General features: G+C 38.5%; 13 protein-coding genes and 1 pseudogene. 8 read left to right on the forward strand and 6 right to left on the reverse strand.

The window, feature by feature from the left end; translation table 11 throughout:
- Positions 1 to 44: 44 nt before the first annotated feature.
- On the forward strand, positions 45 to 221 hold the full coding sequence (locus ACLLO5_RS06795) for a hypothetical protein (RefSeq protein WP_413174718.1): 177 nt from the start codon (positions 45 to 47) through the stop codon (positions 219 to 221).
- Between the two features lie 385 nt (positions 222 to 606).
- On the opposite strand, the gene ACLLO5_RS06800 is transcribed toward ACLLO5_RS06795, so the two are convergent.
- Positions 607 to 1,353: a hypothetical protein gene (locus tag ACLLO5_RS06800; protein WP_413174719.1), complete on the reverse strand. Its 747-nt coding sequence runs from the start codon at positions 1,351 to 1,353 to the stop codon at positions 607 to 609.
- A 137-nt stretch (positions 1,354 to 1,490) separates the two neighbouring features.
- Positions 1,491 to 2,609 (reverse strand): AI-2E family transporter, encoded by a 1,119-nt coding sequence (locus ACLLO5_RS06805; RefSeq protein WP_413174720.1) that lies wholly within the window; start codon positions 2,607 to 2,609, stop codon positions 1,491 to 1,493.
- A 521-nt stretch (positions 2,610 to 3,130) separates the two neighbouring features.
- Here ACLLO5_RS06805 and ACLLO5_RS06810 point away from each other — a divergent pair.
- Together ACLLO5_RS06810 and ftsH are read left to right on the forward strand one after the other, a co-directional pair.
- Complete coding sequence (locus ACLLO5_RS06810) at positions 3,131 to 3,799, forward strand: DUF1614 domain-containing protein (protein ID WP_413174721.1); 669 nt, start codon at positions 3,131 to 3,133, stop codon at positions 3,797 to 3,799.
- 172 nt (positions 3,800 to 3,971) lie between these two features.
- Complete coding sequence (gene ftsH, locus ACLLO5_RS06815) at positions 3,972 to 5,909, forward strand: ATP-dependent zinc metalloprotease FtsH (protein ID WP_413174722.1); 1,938 nt, start codon at positions 3,972 to 3,974, stop codon at positions 5,907 to 5,909.
- 72 nt (positions 5,910 to 5,981) lie between these two features.
- Here the strand turns inward: ftsH and ACLLO5_RS06820 are convergent, their stop codons facing one another.
- The 3 genes from ACLLO5_RS06820 to pgeF form a co-directional block, all read right to left on the reverse strand.
- Entirely contained in the window at positions 5,982 to 6,563 is a 582-nt protein-coding gene (locus ACLLO5_RS06820; RefSeq protein ID WP_413174723.1) for a Uma2 family endonuclease, read from the reverse strand.
- A gap of 185 nt (positions 6,564 to 6,748) precedes the next feature.
- On the reverse strand, positions 6,749 to 8,608 hold the full coding sequence (locus ACLLO5_RS06825) for a DUF3365 domain-containing protein (RefSeq protein ID WP_413174724.1): 1,860 nt from the start codon (positions 8,606 to 8,608) through the stop codon (positions 6,749 to 6,751).
- A 394-nt stretch (positions 8,609 to 9,002) separates the two neighbouring features.
- Positions 9,003 to 9,779, reverse strand: coding sequence for a peptidoglycan editing factor PgeF (gene pgeF, locus ACLLO5_RS06830; protein WP_413174725.1), 777 nt, complete (start codon positions 9,777 to 9,779; stop codon positions 9,003 to 9,005).
- Between the two features lie 77 nt (positions 9,780 to 9,856).
- Here pgeF and ACLLO5_RS06835 point away from each other — a divergent pair, with 77 nt between their 5' ends.
- Both ACLLO5_RS06835 and ACLLO5_RS06840 read left to right on the forward strand, forming a co-directional pair.
- On the forward strand, positions 9,857 to 10,669 hold the full coding sequence (locus tag ACLLO5_RS06835) for a biotin--[acetyl-CoA-carboxylase] ligase (protein ID WP_413174726.1): 813 nt from the start codon (positions 9,857 to 9,859) through the stop codon (positions 10,667 to 10,669).
- Positions 10,670 to 10,713: 44 nt separating this feature from the next.
- Entirely contained in the window at positions 10,714 to 12,363 is a 1,650-nt protein-coding gene (locus ACLLO5_RS06840; RefSeq protein ID WP_413174727.1) for a peptidoglycan DD-metalloendopeptidase family protein, read from the forward strand.
- A gap of 179 nt (positions 12,364 to 12,542) precedes the next feature.
- Here the strand turns inward: ACLLO5_RS06840 and ACLLO5_RS06845 are convergent, their stop codons facing one another.
- Positions 12,543 to 13,220, reverse strand: coding sequence for a riboflavin synthase (locus ACLLO5_RS06845; protein WP_413174728.1), 678 nt, complete (start codon positions 13,218 to 13,220; stop codon positions 12,543 to 12,545).
- 573 nt (positions 13,221 to 13,793) lie between these two features.
- On the opposite strand from ACLLO5_RS06845, the gene ACLLO5_RS06850 reads away from it, so the two are divergent.
- The 3 genes and pseudogenes from ACLLO5_RS06850 to ACLLO5_RS06860 form a co-directional block, all read left to right on the forward strand.
- Positions 13,794 to 14,291 carry a bifunctional nuclease family protein gene (locus ACLLO5_RS06850; RefSeq protein ID WP_413174729.1) on the forward strand — a complete coding sequence of 166 codons (498 nt, stop codon included), beginning with the start codon at positions 13,794 to 13,796 and terminating at the stop codon, positions 14,289 to 14,291.
- Positions 14,292 to 14,412: 121 nt separating this feature from the next.
- Entirely contained in the window at positions 14,413 to 15,543 is a 1,131-nt protein-coding gene (locus ACLLO5_RS06855; protein ID WP_413176021.1) for an aldo/keto reductase, read from the forward strand.
- 1,064 nt (positions 15,544 to 16,607) lie between these two features.
- Positions 16,608 to 16,919, forward strand: a pseudogene (locus tag ACLLO5_RS06860) (hypothetical protein); the annotation flags it as partial.
- Positions 16,920 to 16,975 lie beyond the last annotated feature (56 nt).

A 16,975-nucleotide genomic window follows, 5' to 3' on the forward strand; every position in this document is an offset into this window, starting at 1 on the left:
AGATATATAAAATAATAAGTTCGATCACATTCTAGAATAATTCCATGACCCAAGAAGAAATTGACCAAGATGAAGAAGATTTATTAGAACAATATCCCACTGTTCAATCAGAGATAGAAGAGGCTCGAAATGAATATGATACAGAAGATTATTTAACTATTGAGCAGTATATCGCCAAACGTTCTGAAAAAGCTGAATTAAATTTAAAATCCCCCAGGTAATATCCCTACCTGGGGGTGGTAACTGAAAGTTATCAATTTTCAGTGTTGTGTTTCACGACTTCCGCTTAAATTAATTTCCAGTTCCTGCAAATTTATTCTTTAAATCGTGGTGTTTTACCGCTAAACTACCGGGGAATGAATTGAAAATCCCCGGACAAGATTTGAACTTGTGTCCCGCAAACATTAATTTACAGGGTTTGAAGCAGACGGTGAAGTTTGAAATTGAGCTTGGAGCAATAATCTAAATCTTAATTTTGATACTAACTGTGTCAGGAGCGCCTTTCCCATTTGGCTATCCCCCGGTGAAATTAATTCGAGGGAGTAGGACTCGAACCTACAAATTCTCCTATAGACACTGAAACTAAATTTGCGCTCCAAATCTATTCTACCTGAAATTTGATGGTGCAAACAAGTAGCCAAAAATTGATCTAGCAACTTGATTTTGTTGGGTGACTTCTAAACTGTTAGCCTGTTCTCTGGCAAAAATTACTTCTTGCATGAGTCGGTCTACTCTCCGCAATAATTCATTTTGTCTAGCTTGGGAAATCGCCCCGGAAAACTTCACTGTTCGCCAAGTTCCTTCTGGTACATCTTCCGAGGATTCTTTTACCTGTGCAGGGTGTTCTTTCGTTGCTTCATACAGCACCACAGGTTTAACTATTCTTTTGGTTTTGGTGGTTAATTTTGGTTCTGTCGCAAAGCATTCTTGCTGTTGATCATAAACCCAAAAATCACTATTATCCAAAACTGGTAATGTGGAAATAAAGGTTTTGATGTCAACTAATTGCTTTTCTAAAAATAGCAAATAGGAAACAGGAACTTCTCTTAAAATTGTAGTTCCATCAACTACTATATCTGCTTTGGCTTGAGCATTAGCCCAATCTTGGGTAGCACACAAGTTAAACAATTCTGCACAAGCTTGTTCATATTGACTGAGCAAGTCTTCTGCTTTCATTTGCAATGTTTGGTTTTCTGGAGGATAAACATAGCCATCTTCAGCTACTGGTGCAAATGTGCGGGAAATCCCCTGAAACATGGGGGTTTTTTGAATTAGTTGATAAATAGCTGTTTTGGCTTTGGTGGCGTTAGCTTTAACGGTTTGGAGAACTGCTATGACTTGATTTAATTTCAATTTTAGATGCTCCTCATATATAATTTTGTATTATTGTAGATTACAGAATAATACATGAGTGGGCAAGTTGTCAAGTTTGCATCCCTGAATTCGCTCTGAGTAAGGCTTTCTATGGTGAGTGAGGGGTATATGAGTTGTTATTCTTCTTCATCCGTGGCGATCGCATTCACTTCCTCTACATGACTATTACCAGCAGATTCTGGAATCATGACCAATTCAGTATCTTGTTGATGATTACACACCCATTGGTCTAATACATCTTTAACTAAGACTTCTTGTACCCAAATTTTGGCGACAACAGTTAGAGGTAATGCCAAAAATAACCCTAAAAAGCCAAAGAAGGTAACAAAAAATAATTGAGAAATTAAGGTGACTGCTGGTAGTAAAGATACCTGATGTGCCATGACTACAGGTGTGATGAAATTACTTTCCGTTTGCTGAATGAAAAAGTAGAGAATCAAGACAAAAATAGGTTTCCAGGGAGAATCTAAGAGTGCGATCGCCATGGCTGGAACTACACTCATTGTTGGTCCTAAGTTGGGAATTAAATTCATGAATCCTGCCAAAACTCCCAGTGCTAAAGCTGCCTTGACACCCAAGATTGACAAGCCAATCAAACTCAGCAAACCTACTACCAATACAGCAATAAAAGCCCCTGTTACCCATCTTTCTAAGGAAACTTCACACTGACTTAAAATTCCCTCTACTCTGCGTCGATAAAATGACGGAAATAGCCGCACAAATACTTTTCGATAAGCATTAGGATTAGCTAAAAACATCCCCGTCAAAACTAGGACTAATAAAATATTGAGGACTATTACTAAAGATCCAGAAACAAAAGCAAAAGAGTTTCCTAATACACGATTAAATAAAGGTTGTGCTTCTGCAATCAAGCCGTTAAGATCCGGTATAAATGGTGCTAATGGCTCAGGAATGTGAGTTCTTTGTTCGTCAATCCAAATATTAATGCGTTCAAAACCTTGGGGAACTCGTAAGGTGAGTTCTTGAAATTGCTGGGTAAAAGGTGGAACAATCAACCAGAAAAAGCCGATCACACCAGCGAAAAAGATAGTCACTGACAAAAAAACAGCTAATCCACGTTTCATCCCCAAGCTTTGGAAACTACGTGCTAACCGATTTAAGGTAGTTGCTAAGACAACAGCAGCAAATATCAGTAGTAGCACTTCTCGCAGTTGCCACAATATATATAACGATAGAACTAAGGCGATTAAACCGATCCATTGGCCAAGTTTCACTGACTGACTCCCAAAGCTTGGTGAGACGAAATTTTCTAGCTATGCAGATAGGTTAGCTGATTTTTAGGGCTTCCAGCAGATATATTTCGTTAATTTTGTTTCTGTGCTGGAATTCTCGAAAGTAGGACAGTTATCATAATTATAGTAGGTAACATAACTAGAATGAGAGCGTTTGTTGACGTTCCTGGAATCAAAAACATTGGACCGACATACTTGATCAAAACCGAGATTAGAGTTGACAGCAGAAGTAGTTTAATCAAGAGAAATAGTTGATTTTTCATAAAAGTACGGCTTTACACATTTTTTTGGTGGGGTATACACGAATTTAGACTTTTCTGTCTAGTATCTACAATGGATATCAGATACAAAACTTTACTTGACCACATCTGCACCTGTAAACATACACAAAATTAATTTCTTGAAAATGGGGGAATAACCGCATTTTCTAGTTACTTGGAAATTTTCCCAGGGCTGGATTTGTGCTAGTTCCAAAGTCATTGTCTTTCTATTTTCTTATCCCCATGATCTATTTACCAGTTTCATTACTTTTATTTCTGGCTTTGTTACTGTTGCTGCCATTTATTTGGTTTGCTGTCGCAGTAGATGTGGTGGAAATTGCAGTGGCAAAGTTAGGTTTTTCGCCTAGTATTGCTTTTTTATTGTTGTTGCTAGTAATTATTACCAGCACTATCAATATTCCTCTCTACCGTCAAGAAACTCCCGTCCAATTAGCGGATGAATTTGCAGCACTGTGGTTAAGAGAATTTTGGGGTATTCCATTAAGTAAAGTGCAGCGTTCCACCGTAATAGCTCTGAATATTGGTGGGGGATTAATACCTGTGGCTTTGGCATTATACCAATTTTCCCATGGAAATGGGTTGGCAATTGTGTTAGTTACTGCCATTGTCTCCATTGTCAGCTACTTTGCCGCACGAGTAGTACCAGGGATTGGTATTCAGATGAATCCGTTACTTGCACCTTTGACTGCGGCTGTATCTGCAATGCTAATAGCTTCACCTCATGCTGCACCTGTAGCCTTTGCTGGTGGTGTTCTTGGTACTCTCATTGGTGCTGATTTATTACATCTCAAAGATATTCAAGGGATGAGTGCGGGGGTATTGAGTATTGGGGGTGCGGGTGTGTTTGATGGGATTGCTTTGTGTGGATTATTTGCTTTGTTATTAAGTTGAGAATAGGTGACAGAGAACAGGTGACAGGTGACAGGTGACAGTGAGTATAAGAGGGAATAGGACAGAAAATTTTAGATTTTAGATTGTATTTGGTTACATAAAATCCAAAATCCAAAATCCTTTCATTGCATCACCCATTATCCATTACTAAATTTTATTGAGGTAAATCATCATGCCTGTAGAAACTAATAATAAGAACCAGATGAAAACGCCGAAGATTCGGCAGTTTGGTGGTAGTTTTTTAATTTTACTGAGTTTGTTGTTGTTGTTGAACTTGATAGTTCCTAGTTTTTTTGGACAACGTTTACAGCAAGTTCCTTATAGCGATTTTATTGCTCAGGTAGAAGCGGGTAAAGTGGATAAAGCTGTTGTGGGGAGCGATCGCATTGAATATGCAATCACAACCCAAACACCAGAAGGTAAGACCGTGGAACAGGTATTTAGAACCACACCTGTAGCCATTGACTTAGATTTACCAAAAATTCTCCGTGACAATAATGTAGAATTTGCTGCACCACCACCAAACGAAAATGCTTGGATTGGCACTGTATTGAGTTGGGTTGCACCCCCGTTAATTTTCTTTGGAATTTGGGCATTTTTAATGAATCGTCAAGGTGGTGGACCCGCTGCGTTAACAGTAGGTAAAAGCAAAGCACGGATTTATTCTGAAGGTAGCACCGGGGTAAAATTCCTGGATGTAGCTGGTGTAGATGAAGCTAAAGCCGAATTAGAAGAAATCGTTGATTTTCTCAAAAATGCGACCAAATACACCAACTTAGGAGCGAAAATTCCCAAAGGAGTATTGTTAGTTGGCCCTCCTGGTACTGGTAAAACATTACTAGCAAAAGCGATCGCAGGTGAAGCTGGTGTTCCCTTCTTCAGTATCTCCGGGTCTGAATTTATCGAATTATTCGTTGGTGTCGGTGCAGCACGAGTCCGCGACTTATTTGAACAAGCCAAACAACAAGCACCCTGTATCGTCTTCATTGATGAATTAGACGCTTTGGGTAAATCTCGCGGTGGTGCAGGTGGTTTTGTCGGTGGTAACGACGAACGGGAACAAACCCTCAACCAATTACTAACAGAAATGGATGGTTTTGATGCCAACACCGGTGTAATTATCATCGCTGCTACTAACCGTCCCGAAGTTCTCGATCCCGCATTACGTCGTCCCGGACGTTTTGACCGTCAAATTGTGGTAGATAGACCAGATAAAATCGGTCGAGAAGCAATTCTCAAAGTCCACGCTAGAAATGTCAAACTAGCAGAAGATGTGGATTTAGGAATTATTGCCACTCGCACACCTGGTTTTGCTGGTGCAGATTTAGCCAACTTAGTCAATGAAGCTGCATTATTAGCAGCAAGAAATAATCGTCAAGCGGTACTCATGGCAGATTTTAATGAAGCCATTGAACGTTTAATAGCAGGTTTAGAAAAACGTTCTCGTGTGTTAAATGAAATCGAGAAAAAAACCGTTGCTTATCACGAAGTCGGACACGCTATCATCGGTGCATTAATGCCTGGTGCGGGTAAAGTTGAAAAAATTTCTGTTGTTCCTCGTGGTGTAGGTGCATTGGGTTATACCATTCAAATGCCAGAAGAAGACCGTTTCTTAATGGTAGAAGATGAAATTCGTGGACGCATTGCCACTTTATTAGGTGGACGTTCTTCCGAAGAAATAGTTTTTGGTAAAGTTTCTACTGGTGCTTCTGACGATATTCAAAAAGCCACAGATTTAGCAGAACGAGCCATTACAATTTATGGCATGAGCGATAAACTTGGCCCTGTTGCTTTTGAAAAAGTCCAACAGCAGTTCATCGAAGGTTATGGCAATCCTCGACGTTCAATTAGTCCCCAAATGACGCAAGAAATTGACCGGGAAGTGAAGGAAATAGTTGATAATGCTCACCATATTGCATTAAGTATCCTGCAAAATAACCGCGATTTACTAGAAGAGATTGCCCAGGAACTACTGCAAAAAGAAATTCTCGAAGGTGGTTATTTACGAGAAAAGTTAACTCAAGCCCAAGCACCAAATGAAATGGATGAATGGTTGCGGACTGGTAAGTTAGATGCTGATAAACCTTTACTGCAAACGCTTTTAGTTTAAAGTTTTTGAAACGCAGAGGAACACGGAGGTAACGCGGAGGTTCGCGGAGAATTGCTTCTGTGTTTCTTTTTTTTAATCAAAATTCAACCAACTAAAAACTTCGGAAACTGTCAATTCTAAATTAATACCTTCAATTATGGGTAATTTATCATCACTTTCATATAATTCGATTTTTTGCCCAGGAAATACAGCTAATACACTTTCTTCTTCTGGATTCATCAACCATCCTAATTCTGTGCCATTGCGGGAACAATGTAATAATTTAGTTAGCACTTTTTTCTGTTGTTGGTCTGGGGAAAGAATTTCAATTACCCAGTCAGGATGAATTTCAAACCGGTTGCTGATTTTTCCTGATGCAGTTTTGGGAATTCTTTCCCAACGGAACACCGCTATATCAGGTACAATAGTGTCACCACCGAAAGTACAACGTAGTTCTGGGAAGGCATAAGCAATTTTTTGAGTTCTAGCTTTGGCGTTGATAACTTCAATTAAATTAGCCTGAAGTAAGCTGTGTTCACCCTGTGGCATAGGTTTTTGTGTTATTTCCCCGTTGATAAATTCTGATGCTGGCTCAGTTTCTGGTAACTTGAGAAAGTCATCTAAGGACATTTGGCGATTTCTTCGGAGCGTTTCGCTATCGCTGGTTATAGTCATAGTGGAGGATGATAAAGCATAGATATATTAGATATATTATCAGTGATGATATGAGCTTTTGCTAAAATGATATTTGTTAATGTAATTAACCAATTTCTCAAACAGTCTGATTCCTGTACGGGTGTTTGTGTCAGCGTGCTGGAAGCATCAGCATTTGGAAAATAGCCTTTGGCAAAAACCGATAGTTAATTACCCGAATGCTTCGCTTCTACTAGTTGTCTAACTGGAATCTGAAGACAAAATGTTGTCCCTTTTCCTAATTCTGATTCACACCAAATCAATCCTTGATGTCTTTCCACGACAATTTTATAACTAATAGATAATCCTAAACCTGTTCCTTTACCAATGGGTTTGGTTGTAAAAAAGGGATCAAATATTTGTGATTTTACCTGTTCATTTATACCAGCACCATTATCGGAAATTTTAACTATTACAGAATTAGAATTGACAATTTTCGTGTGAATTAAAATTTGAGGCTGAAAATTTGCTCCTGTTACATAATTGGTCATATTGTTTTCAAACTGAGACACAACAGCATCTATGGCATTACTAAGCAAATTCATAAATACTTGATTGAGTTGTCCCGGATAACATTCAACTAGAGGCAAATTACCATATTTTTTAGTTAAGACAATTTCTGGATGATCTGAGTTAGCTTTTAAACGATGCTGCAAAATTACTAAAGTGCTATCAATTCCTTCATGAAGATTAACAGACTTCATTTCTGCTTGGTCTAAGCGAGAAAAGTTTCTTAAAGTTATGACTATTTGGGTGATGCGATTACTCCCTATTTTCATCGAATTCCATAACTTAGGCAAATCTTCAGAAAGAAAATCAAAATCAATTTCCTGAAGATATTTTTGAATATTAGAATCTTTATGAGGATAGGTCTGTTGAAAAAGATCTACAAGTTTTAATAAATCATGAATATACTGTTCCGCATGATCAATATTTCCATTAATAAAGCTGAGAGGATTATTAATTTCATGGGCAATACCCGCTACTAGCTGTCCTAAACTAGACATTTTTTCAGTTTGAATTAATTGTGTTTGGGCAATTTTTAATTCTTGTAACGTCTGTTCTAATTCTGAAGTTCTTACCGCTACTTTCTGTTCTAAATTACAGTAAGCATCATCAAGAGAATCAGCCATAATATTAAATATCTTCGCCATTCTCGCTAGTTCATCACTTCCCTGATCATCAATCTTGATTGTTACTCCAGGAGTTAATCCAGTTTGATTCATAGCCTGAGAAACTTGATAAATTCTCTTACCTACTAATTTATCAAACAGAATATATATCAGACTAATTAATACTATGCTTAACCCGATAAATGTATATAAAACCGTGTTAATCATAGAGGCTTGATTAGCACGTAAATCTTTGGTCGGAACATAAATCATCAGCGCACTGACAATATCTCCAACAGGCCAATTAAAACCGTTACTTGTCCCATAGTTATCTCTAATTGATTGAGGTGCATCCTCTGGTCTACCATGACATTGTAAGCAGCTAGTTTCCATTTTAATTGGTTGTGCTACATAAAAAAATTCTGCATTTTTATTTGTTCTATATCCATTTTTTTCCTGTTTATTTTGATTAACCTGAAAATCATCAATTATTTCTGCTTCAAAAGCATCTGCTTTATCAACAGGATTCATGGGATTTAATGCAGGTTGTTTATAAATATATTCAGGCATTTGTTCATTAAAAAGCTCAAAAATACTTCGGGTAGCGAAAGCATTAGATTTAGCTTCAAAAATCATTTCTTTTGTATGTTTTTCTACTGCTGGAGCTAGTTTTTTAATCACATAATTACGACTAGCTTGACCAAAATTTAATACTAATTCACTACGATTCCGAGCTTCTTTTTCAAAGGATTTTTCTTGGATTCTATTTAAATTCCATACCCCAGCCCCCATGACAAGTATTAATGATATAATTACTGCTATTATAAACTTCAATTTAATCGGAATTTTAGGCTGAGATTTTGCCAGAGTTGTAAATACTTGAGTTGGCATTTCTTCAACTTTTTTGTACCGCATTTTCTCCTACCAAAATAACTAGTGCTACCCACCATAATTTGTAAAAAATCAAGTATTCTCAGGTAGAAATTGCTTACCCGACTCAAATTTTCACCTACCAATTAAATAGGAATGTTAATGCTACTTCATAAAACAAGGTAGCATATTGAACAAAATATAGTCATCCAAATTTGATTTGTAAATTTATTCGTTGAAGCAAAAAATAGGGTAGATGTGTATGTAATTTGTTCAACGATCAAATAGGACTGCTATATCAATGGCAATCAGATATAGCAATTGGAACATTAACCGTAGTGTTAAAGCACGGCTAACGCCAATCTGTCAATCTATCTTAGGTATTAATAAAACTCAGAAACAAAAAATTTTTAACCCTGATACTTGTTATTTGATTATATTAAGATAAACTCACAATTCCTGACCATTGTACTTTTTTCTCCTTTTCCCGACGGTAAGAGAAGAAATGTTCAGGAGTTTGATAAGTACAATAGGGTGCGATCGCAATTTGTTCTGCACCAATTCCCAATTTTTCCAACTGTAAAGCATTCACCCGACGCACATCTAAACGTACCTTGCCTGGTTCTGGATCTGCAAATAAAGGCGAATCAGGTAAATCGTGTAAAGCATTAACTATTTTTTCTGACTCATTATATGGTATAATAGTGCTTCCAATTTCCGCAGCCACTTCCACGGAAACTTGGTAAACTTCTCCGGCTATCGCTGGACCCATAGCAATTCGCAAATTTTCCAGCTTGCTGCCTTGGGACTGCATTCTATTAATAGCTTGCGGGACAATCTTTGCTGCTGTACCCCTCCACCCTGCGTGTAAAGCTGCTACCTGACCGATTTCAACATCACCAATCAGCACAGGTGTACAATCGGCACTTGCTACCCAAATCGCTTGTAAAGGTCGCTCACTCATCAAACCATCTGCCAAAGCCAAATCATCATCACTATTTAGTAAATGCTTATCTACCTCCTGGGGAGTTAAAACAGTATTGCCATGCACCTGTTTTAAACGATAAGCTAAAGCCTCTGGTTGCAAAACCTTTGTCAACTCGTGCGGTAGACGTGGCCAAAACTGTTGTGTAAAAAAACCGTGAGGCCAAACTTCTAAGAGATTACAAGTAAGGTAAGGTAGACCTTCCCAATTGTGCCAATGCCAAGTGTGCATCTTTCACCTAACCTCAACAAAAAATTGAAAACCGCCAATCAATGTTAACTTGAACAACCGCATTTAGGGGAACGGCTGTGGAATTTGATCAACAACTCGTGGTAAATGTCCTCAAAGCAGGGCGAGAATATCCATATTTACCATTTTCTCTACATATTTTTGACAGCTTAACCTCAACTAATCAAACTGCGTGGAATCTGCTTAACCAAGGAAAAAAATCAGGAACTGTCGTTATTGCCACCCAACAAACCGCAGGTAAGGGACAATGGGGAAGACAGTGGTTATCTCCTACTGGTGGTCTATATCTGTCGGTGGCCATCACTCCTAAACTAGAAGCTACTAAAAGCTACCAATTAACCTTAGCCAGTGCTTGGGGAATTGCGTCACAATTACAAAAGTGTAATGTGAGTGTAGGGATAAAATGGCCGAATGATTTAGTATTGGATGGCCGCAAACTAGGTGGCATTTTAACTGAAACTAAAATCCACAAAGGACAAATTACCCAAGCAGTGATTGGTGTTGGTATTAACTGGGCTAACCCAGTACCCGAAACAGGTATCAATCTAAAATTGTGGCAAGAGTCCCAGGATTTTCAGCCTATTCCTAACCTAGAAATGCTCACAGCCACAGTTTTACTAGGAATAGAATCCGGTCTAGAGTGTTTGAACATCGAAGGAATAGGCATACTGTTGTCTCGTTATATTGATTTACTGATAAACATGGGTGATGAAGTGTATGTGAATAATCTTTTAGGAACCATAATCGGGGTATCACCCGAAGGCAATCTCCGCTTAAGAATGGCTGGATATGATACGAAGGAACTGATAACACCAGAAATTTCTGTCGAACCCGGTACAATCAGTTTGGGCTACTGTAAATCTTCTGTTTAACTTTTTTAGACTTAATTACAAATTACACACAACTGAGAGAACAAATGACGCAGCGCCATAAATCTGCCCATAACCGCTTGGATGATTTGCGGACTCAAGGTTTAATAAAAAGACGCTTTGCGTCTACATTATCAGCACAGAGCCTTGGTTGGTTGAGTAGTTTTAGCCTCCTTAGTGGTGGCTTTGTATTTGCTCAAACGGAATCATCAGTAGATAACATTGTTCCCACTATTGAGAATTCCCAGCCAATAGTTGTTCAAAATACAGCCAAAAAAGAGACTGCTACTGAAGCTACACCATCACAGCCAGATTTTGCCCAAAGACGAGTCAGACTAAAAAAGAGACTCAATCGAGAAGAAGTTTCTCAATCAGCAGAACCAGTCAGAACTTCCAAACCCAAAGTGGAAAATTCTGAACGTGCTGTAACTGTGATTATCTCCAAACCTAAAGTAGAGAATTCTGAACCTAAAGTTACTGTCAGAACTTCTAAACCCAAAGTAGAGAATTCTGAATCTAAAGTCACAGAGAGAACTTCTGAACCCAAAGTAGAAACTCCTGCTAATTCAGCACCTGAAAAACCTTCAGAAGTGTCTCAACCAGCGAATAACTCCAATGATACTGGTAGCAGGACAACCGCAGGGAAAAACAAAGATTACAATAATGCCTTAGTTGACCCTACAGATTACAACAATACACCAACTGGTAAGTATGAACCTCCCAGTTCTGTAGTCGTTACAGAACGTGCTGGTGGCTGTCAAGCAGTTTTCTCACAAAAAGAAATTGCTGGTGGTGCTTGCGGTAGAAAAGCTACTGATGCTCCTGCTGTGGCTAATTCTCCCAAGAAAACAGCACCGAGTTGGATTCAAAAAAGCGAAACTGCTAGTTTGGAAAAAGCATCCAGATTAGAGAGAGTAGCGGCTGAGTCCAAAACAGCAACTCCAAGTGTGGTTAAGACTGTTGCTAGTGCTGTGAATAATAATACTAGTTGGGGTAATACCAACATTGGTTCTAGCAGTCATACAAAAGCTGCATACCGCCCTAATCGGTTTATTCCTAATCCCAGCGAATTTTCACCGACTACAACAGTGAGTGCGACACCTATCGCCCCCAGTTTTGGTACTTTACCACCACCAATGGCGGAGGATAATGTGGCACCCCGTGTCAGCACTGTTGCCTATGATTTTGCCCTGGCATCGGTTTTGCCACAAATACCTTATAGCAACACCTTCGCTTACCGTAGCGGGTCGGGAATGATGTTCCCCTTGTCTTTTGCTGCACCTATTACTTCTGTATTTGGTTGGCGGGTTCATCCCATTACCGGGGATAGACGTTTCCACGCTGGTACAGACTTGGGTGCGCCCACAGGGACACCAATTTTGGCAGCGGCTAAAGGTCAAGTGGAGACTGCTAACTGGATGGGTGGTTATGGTTTAGCAGTAACTATTAATCACAGTTCTGCTCAACAAACCCTCTACGGGCATATGTCGGAAATTTTTGTCAGTCCTGGTCAGTTGGTTGAACCAGGAACTGTAATTGGCCGAGTCGGTAGCACTGGCAATTCGACAGGTCCCCACCTGCACTTTGAAGTTCGTCACCTGACCCAAAACGGTTGGGTTGCTGTTGACCCTGGTGTACAACTACAAGCTGGCCTCAGCAATTTGGTACAAAACACAAGGACAGCGCAAGCACGTTAGGGTGACAGGTGACAGGTGACAGGTGACAGAGAAGAAGAAAAGGAGCAGGGAGCAGGGAGCAGGGGAGTAGAGGGAAATATTTTCTTCTTATCCTCCTGACTCCTGACTCCTGACTCCTGACTCCTGACTCCTGACTCCTGACTCCTGACTCCTGACTCCTGACTCCTGCCTCCTGCCTCTTATAAATACCCGTGTTCTGTTAAGAATGCGGGTGTAATTACATCTAATTCAGCTTGATCTGGATCTTGATGGTGTTGGTTGCTAGGATAAAGGAATTTTTCGACATATTTACCCAAGATATCTGCTTCTAGGTTCACCCAACTACCAGGGACTAAATGGCTGAGATTTGTCTCGGAGTATGTGAGGGGAATGACTGCTGTTGTAAACTGGGAGTGTTCGGGTTGATATGTGGCTACAGTGAGGCTAATACCATTGATGGCGATGCTACCTTTAGGGACGATATAGCGAGCGATCGCATCCGGTGCAGCAAAGGTCATTTCCCAAGAAGTAGCTGTTTGTGCTGCTGAGATTAATTGACCAATCCCATCTACATGACCCATAACAAAATGGCCGCCGACTTTTCCACCCACTCGCAGCGATGTTTCTAGGTTGACATATCTGGCTTGGGTTTCTTCTCTACCTAAAGTTGTACGTCGCAGGGTTTCTGGCGAAGCGGTGGCGATAAAGCCATCTTTTAAAATTTCTTCGACTGTCAAACATACCCCATCTACCGCTACACTGTCACCATAAGTTAAATCCTGCATAATTGCATCCGAGTGGCTGATAAAATTTATCTGCCAACAATCCTTCGATAGGGGTTTGATTGTTCCTAATCCTTGAATTAATCCTGTAAACACGGTTTTTCTGCCAAGCTAACTTTATTTATTGCTTAATTTTGGCTGAAATTAACTGATAATTACGACCAAAAATGTAAAACCTTTGCAGATAATTTATAAACTGTTTTTTTTGGTAGATGAACAGTCACACATTCACATCAATCTCAAGGCATACTTGGATAAGATGCTTATTATATTCGGAGAGCAATTTTAGTAGATGATAAAGTTATCTGTTTAGTTAAGGTTTCGAGTGTAGTGTATGGGGAGTCAGCTTTTGTGATTGACACTCAAAAGTTATTTAGACAGACCAAAGTGAATCTTTGATCACAAAAAAGTCACTATTTACCTAAATATCTTTTGATAAGCCCAAAAACTTAGAAATGTCTTCCTTAAACCCTTTTTCCAGTCTTCACCGAAAACTTTTCTATTTAGTGAATTTGACATAATCTGGTGTTCACTACAAGTTCAGAGTTTAATAGAAGCAATTATAGAGAAGAACAGCCCTATGTTTACTTCTGTCCCAAATAAACCTGTTCAAAGGTATTATTTGCCACATAGCACTCAAGCGATTAAAGGATTTTTGAGGGTTAGCCAATGATTGAAATGAAAGTCGCTGGTATAGCATTAGATGCCATAACCCGCAGTCCGATTGTACTCCTGAAAGATAGTTCAGATCGTCGGGCTTTACCAATTTATATAGGTCAGGAACAAGCGAGAGCTATTATGGGTGCTATGGAGCATCAGAAACCACCTAGACCTTTAACCCATGACCTGATGGTGAATATCTTGGAAGCGTGGAATATGACCTTAGAAAAGGTGATTATTCATTCTTTGCAAAAGGATACATTCTACGCAGCTTTGATTGTTCAACATGGCGAGGTAAAAAAAGAAATTGATTCTCGTCCTAGTGATGCGATCGCTATTGCTTTGCGTACAAATACCCCTATTTGGGTCATGGAAGAAGTAGTAGCCGATGCCTCAATACCAGTAGATCGTGATGCTGATGAAGCTGAACAACAAGCCTTCCGCGAATTTATTTCTAATCTTCGTCCTGAAGACTTGATCAAGCGATTTGGTAATGGTGACGATTAAATAGGGGACTGGGGATTGGGGACTGGGTACAGGTGACAGGTGACAGGTGACAGTTAAGAGTTTTTACCAATCACCAATTACCAATTACCAATTACCAATTACCCATTACCCATTACCAGTTATGCAATATCGACGTTTTGGTAAAACTAATTTACACTTATCGGTTTTTTCTTTGGGAACAATGCGTTATTTAGCTAACCCAGAAAACGCCCATAAAACTATTAAAAAAGCTTTATCTTTAGGCATTAATCACATAGAAACAGCTAGAGGTTATGGCAAAAGTGAAGAATATTTAGGTGCAGCAATAAAAGCTGGTTTATCCATACCACGAAATCAGTTATATATCACCACCAAAATTCCCCCCTGTGCTGATGCTGACTCCATGCGTCGGTATATTGATGAATCTTTAAAACGTTTAAATTTAGATTATTTAGATTGTTTGGGTATACATGGTTTAAATACTAAAGAACATCTGGAATGGGTACAATCTAAAAACGGTTGTATGCAAGCTGTACAAGAAGCCGTAAATGATGGCAGAGTTAAGCATATTGGATTTTCTACACATGGTGCTTTAGAGATAATTTTGGCAGCAATTAATACAGATTATTTTGAATTTGTTAACCTCCATTATTATTATTTTTTCCAACGTCATGCTTCAGCTATTCAAGCAGCAACGGAAAAAGATATGGGCGTGTTTATAATCTCTCCTGCTGATAAGGGAGGAAGACTTTATACACCACCTGATAAATTAAAAGAACTGTGTCAACCATTTACACCTTTAGAATTAAATTATCGGTTTTTGTTGAGCGATAACCGCATTACAACATTGAGTGTAGGTGCTGCAACTCCAGAAGAATTAATTGCACCTTTAGCAGTTGCTGATAATATTGGTGAGTTAACAACAGATGAAATTACTGTTTTTGAAAGATTAGAAAATCTGCAAAATCAAGTTTTAGAAACTGATAAATGTAGTCAGTGTTATGCTTGTTTACCTTGTCCTGAAAATATCAATATTCCCGAAGTTTTAAGACTGAGAAATTTAGCCGTAGCTTATGATATGAACGATTATGGCAAATATCGTTATGGAATGTTTGAAAATGCTGGTCATTGGTTTCCAGGAATGAAGGGAAATCGTTGTACAGAATGTGGAGATTGTTTACCTAAATGTCCTGAAAATTTAAATATTCCGGCTTTGTTAGCAGATACCCATGAAAGATTAAGTGGGAAAGCTGGGAGAAGATTGTGGGGATGATATAGTAGGAATTTGTCTGAATCAGGATGTCCAGGATTTTAGGATGTACAGGATGGAGATATTGAATATTTTATTGTCTGAATCAGGATGTCCAGGATTTTAGGATGTACAGGATGAAGATATTCAATCTATTTTTGTCTGAATCAGGATGTCCAGGATTTGAGGATGTTCAGGATGGCGATTTTCAATATTTTGTCTGAATCAGGATATTCAGGATTTGAGGATGTTCAGGATAGCAATATTCAATATTTTGTCTGAATCAGGATGTCCAGGATTTGAGGATGTACAGGATAGCGATATTCAATATTTTGTCTGAATCAGGATGTCCAGGATTTGAGGATGTACAGGATGGAGATATTTAATATTGTTAAAATATGATTATATTACTTTCAATATAACGCTTTTGAAAAATTTCTTGATAAATACTATATTATTACAATCTGCAAATCATCTCTAACAACATCAAAATAAAAATCCTGAAAATCCTTTCATCATGGACATCCTGATTCAGACAATTAAAATCTACTAATCATATCCAGCATCATCCAAATAAAAATCCTGAAAATCCTTTCATCATGGACATCCTGATTCAGACAATTAAAATCTACTAATCATATCCAGCATCATCCAAATAAAAATCCTGAAAATCCTTTCATCCTGGATATCCTGATTCAGACAATTAAAATCTACTAATCATATCCAGCATCATCAAAATAAAAATCCTGAAAATCCTTTCATCCTGGATATCCTGATTCAGACAATTAAAATCTACTAATCATATCCAGTATCATCCAAATAAAAATCCTGAAAATCCTTTCATCATGGACATCCTGATTCAGACAATTAAAAATTGAGTAATTGCTTAAACAACTATTATAACACTTTTATATTCAGTGTCGGGTAACTGCTTAATTTATAACTTACGTAAATTCTCTATTGCTTTTTATGTCGATAAATTGAGCGATTGATAAGCAATATCGAGAAAATAAACAATATTTTGGCTGTAGTGAAATAAAAATAACAATCATTATTATAATGATTTTAGTTATTTAACATACATCATCATGAGTTCAAAAACCAAGGATTTACAGGCGAGTTACGCTAAAACTCGCTTGCTGCTGGCGTTGTGGGATTTGGGAGCAAATGAACAGGAAGTGAAAAAAGGTTTATTGACGAAGCGGATAGTGGCTAAGGGTCAAAAGATGGCCGACTATAAGGAGATTTTAGAGGATTTGCAAATGCAGGGGGCGGTTAATGTTTCTCGGACTGGTTATACTCTCGTGTCACCAATAGGTTTAGAAGTGTTGGGTGCGGGTTTGCGTAGTGGTGAGTTTAAATTTGAGGGGACTATTGTTGGTACTTGGGCTGCTAATGCGTCAAAATATTGACCCTAGCAGAAGATATTTTAAACAGATCGTAACTTAGAGTAGAT

Origin of the sequence: Anabaena azotica SJ-1 (assembly GCF_047275885.1) — a bacterium.
GTDB classification, from domain to species: Bacteria; Cyanobacteriota; Cyanobacteriia; order Cyanobacteriales; family Nostocaceae; genus Trichormus_B; species Trichormus_B azotica_A.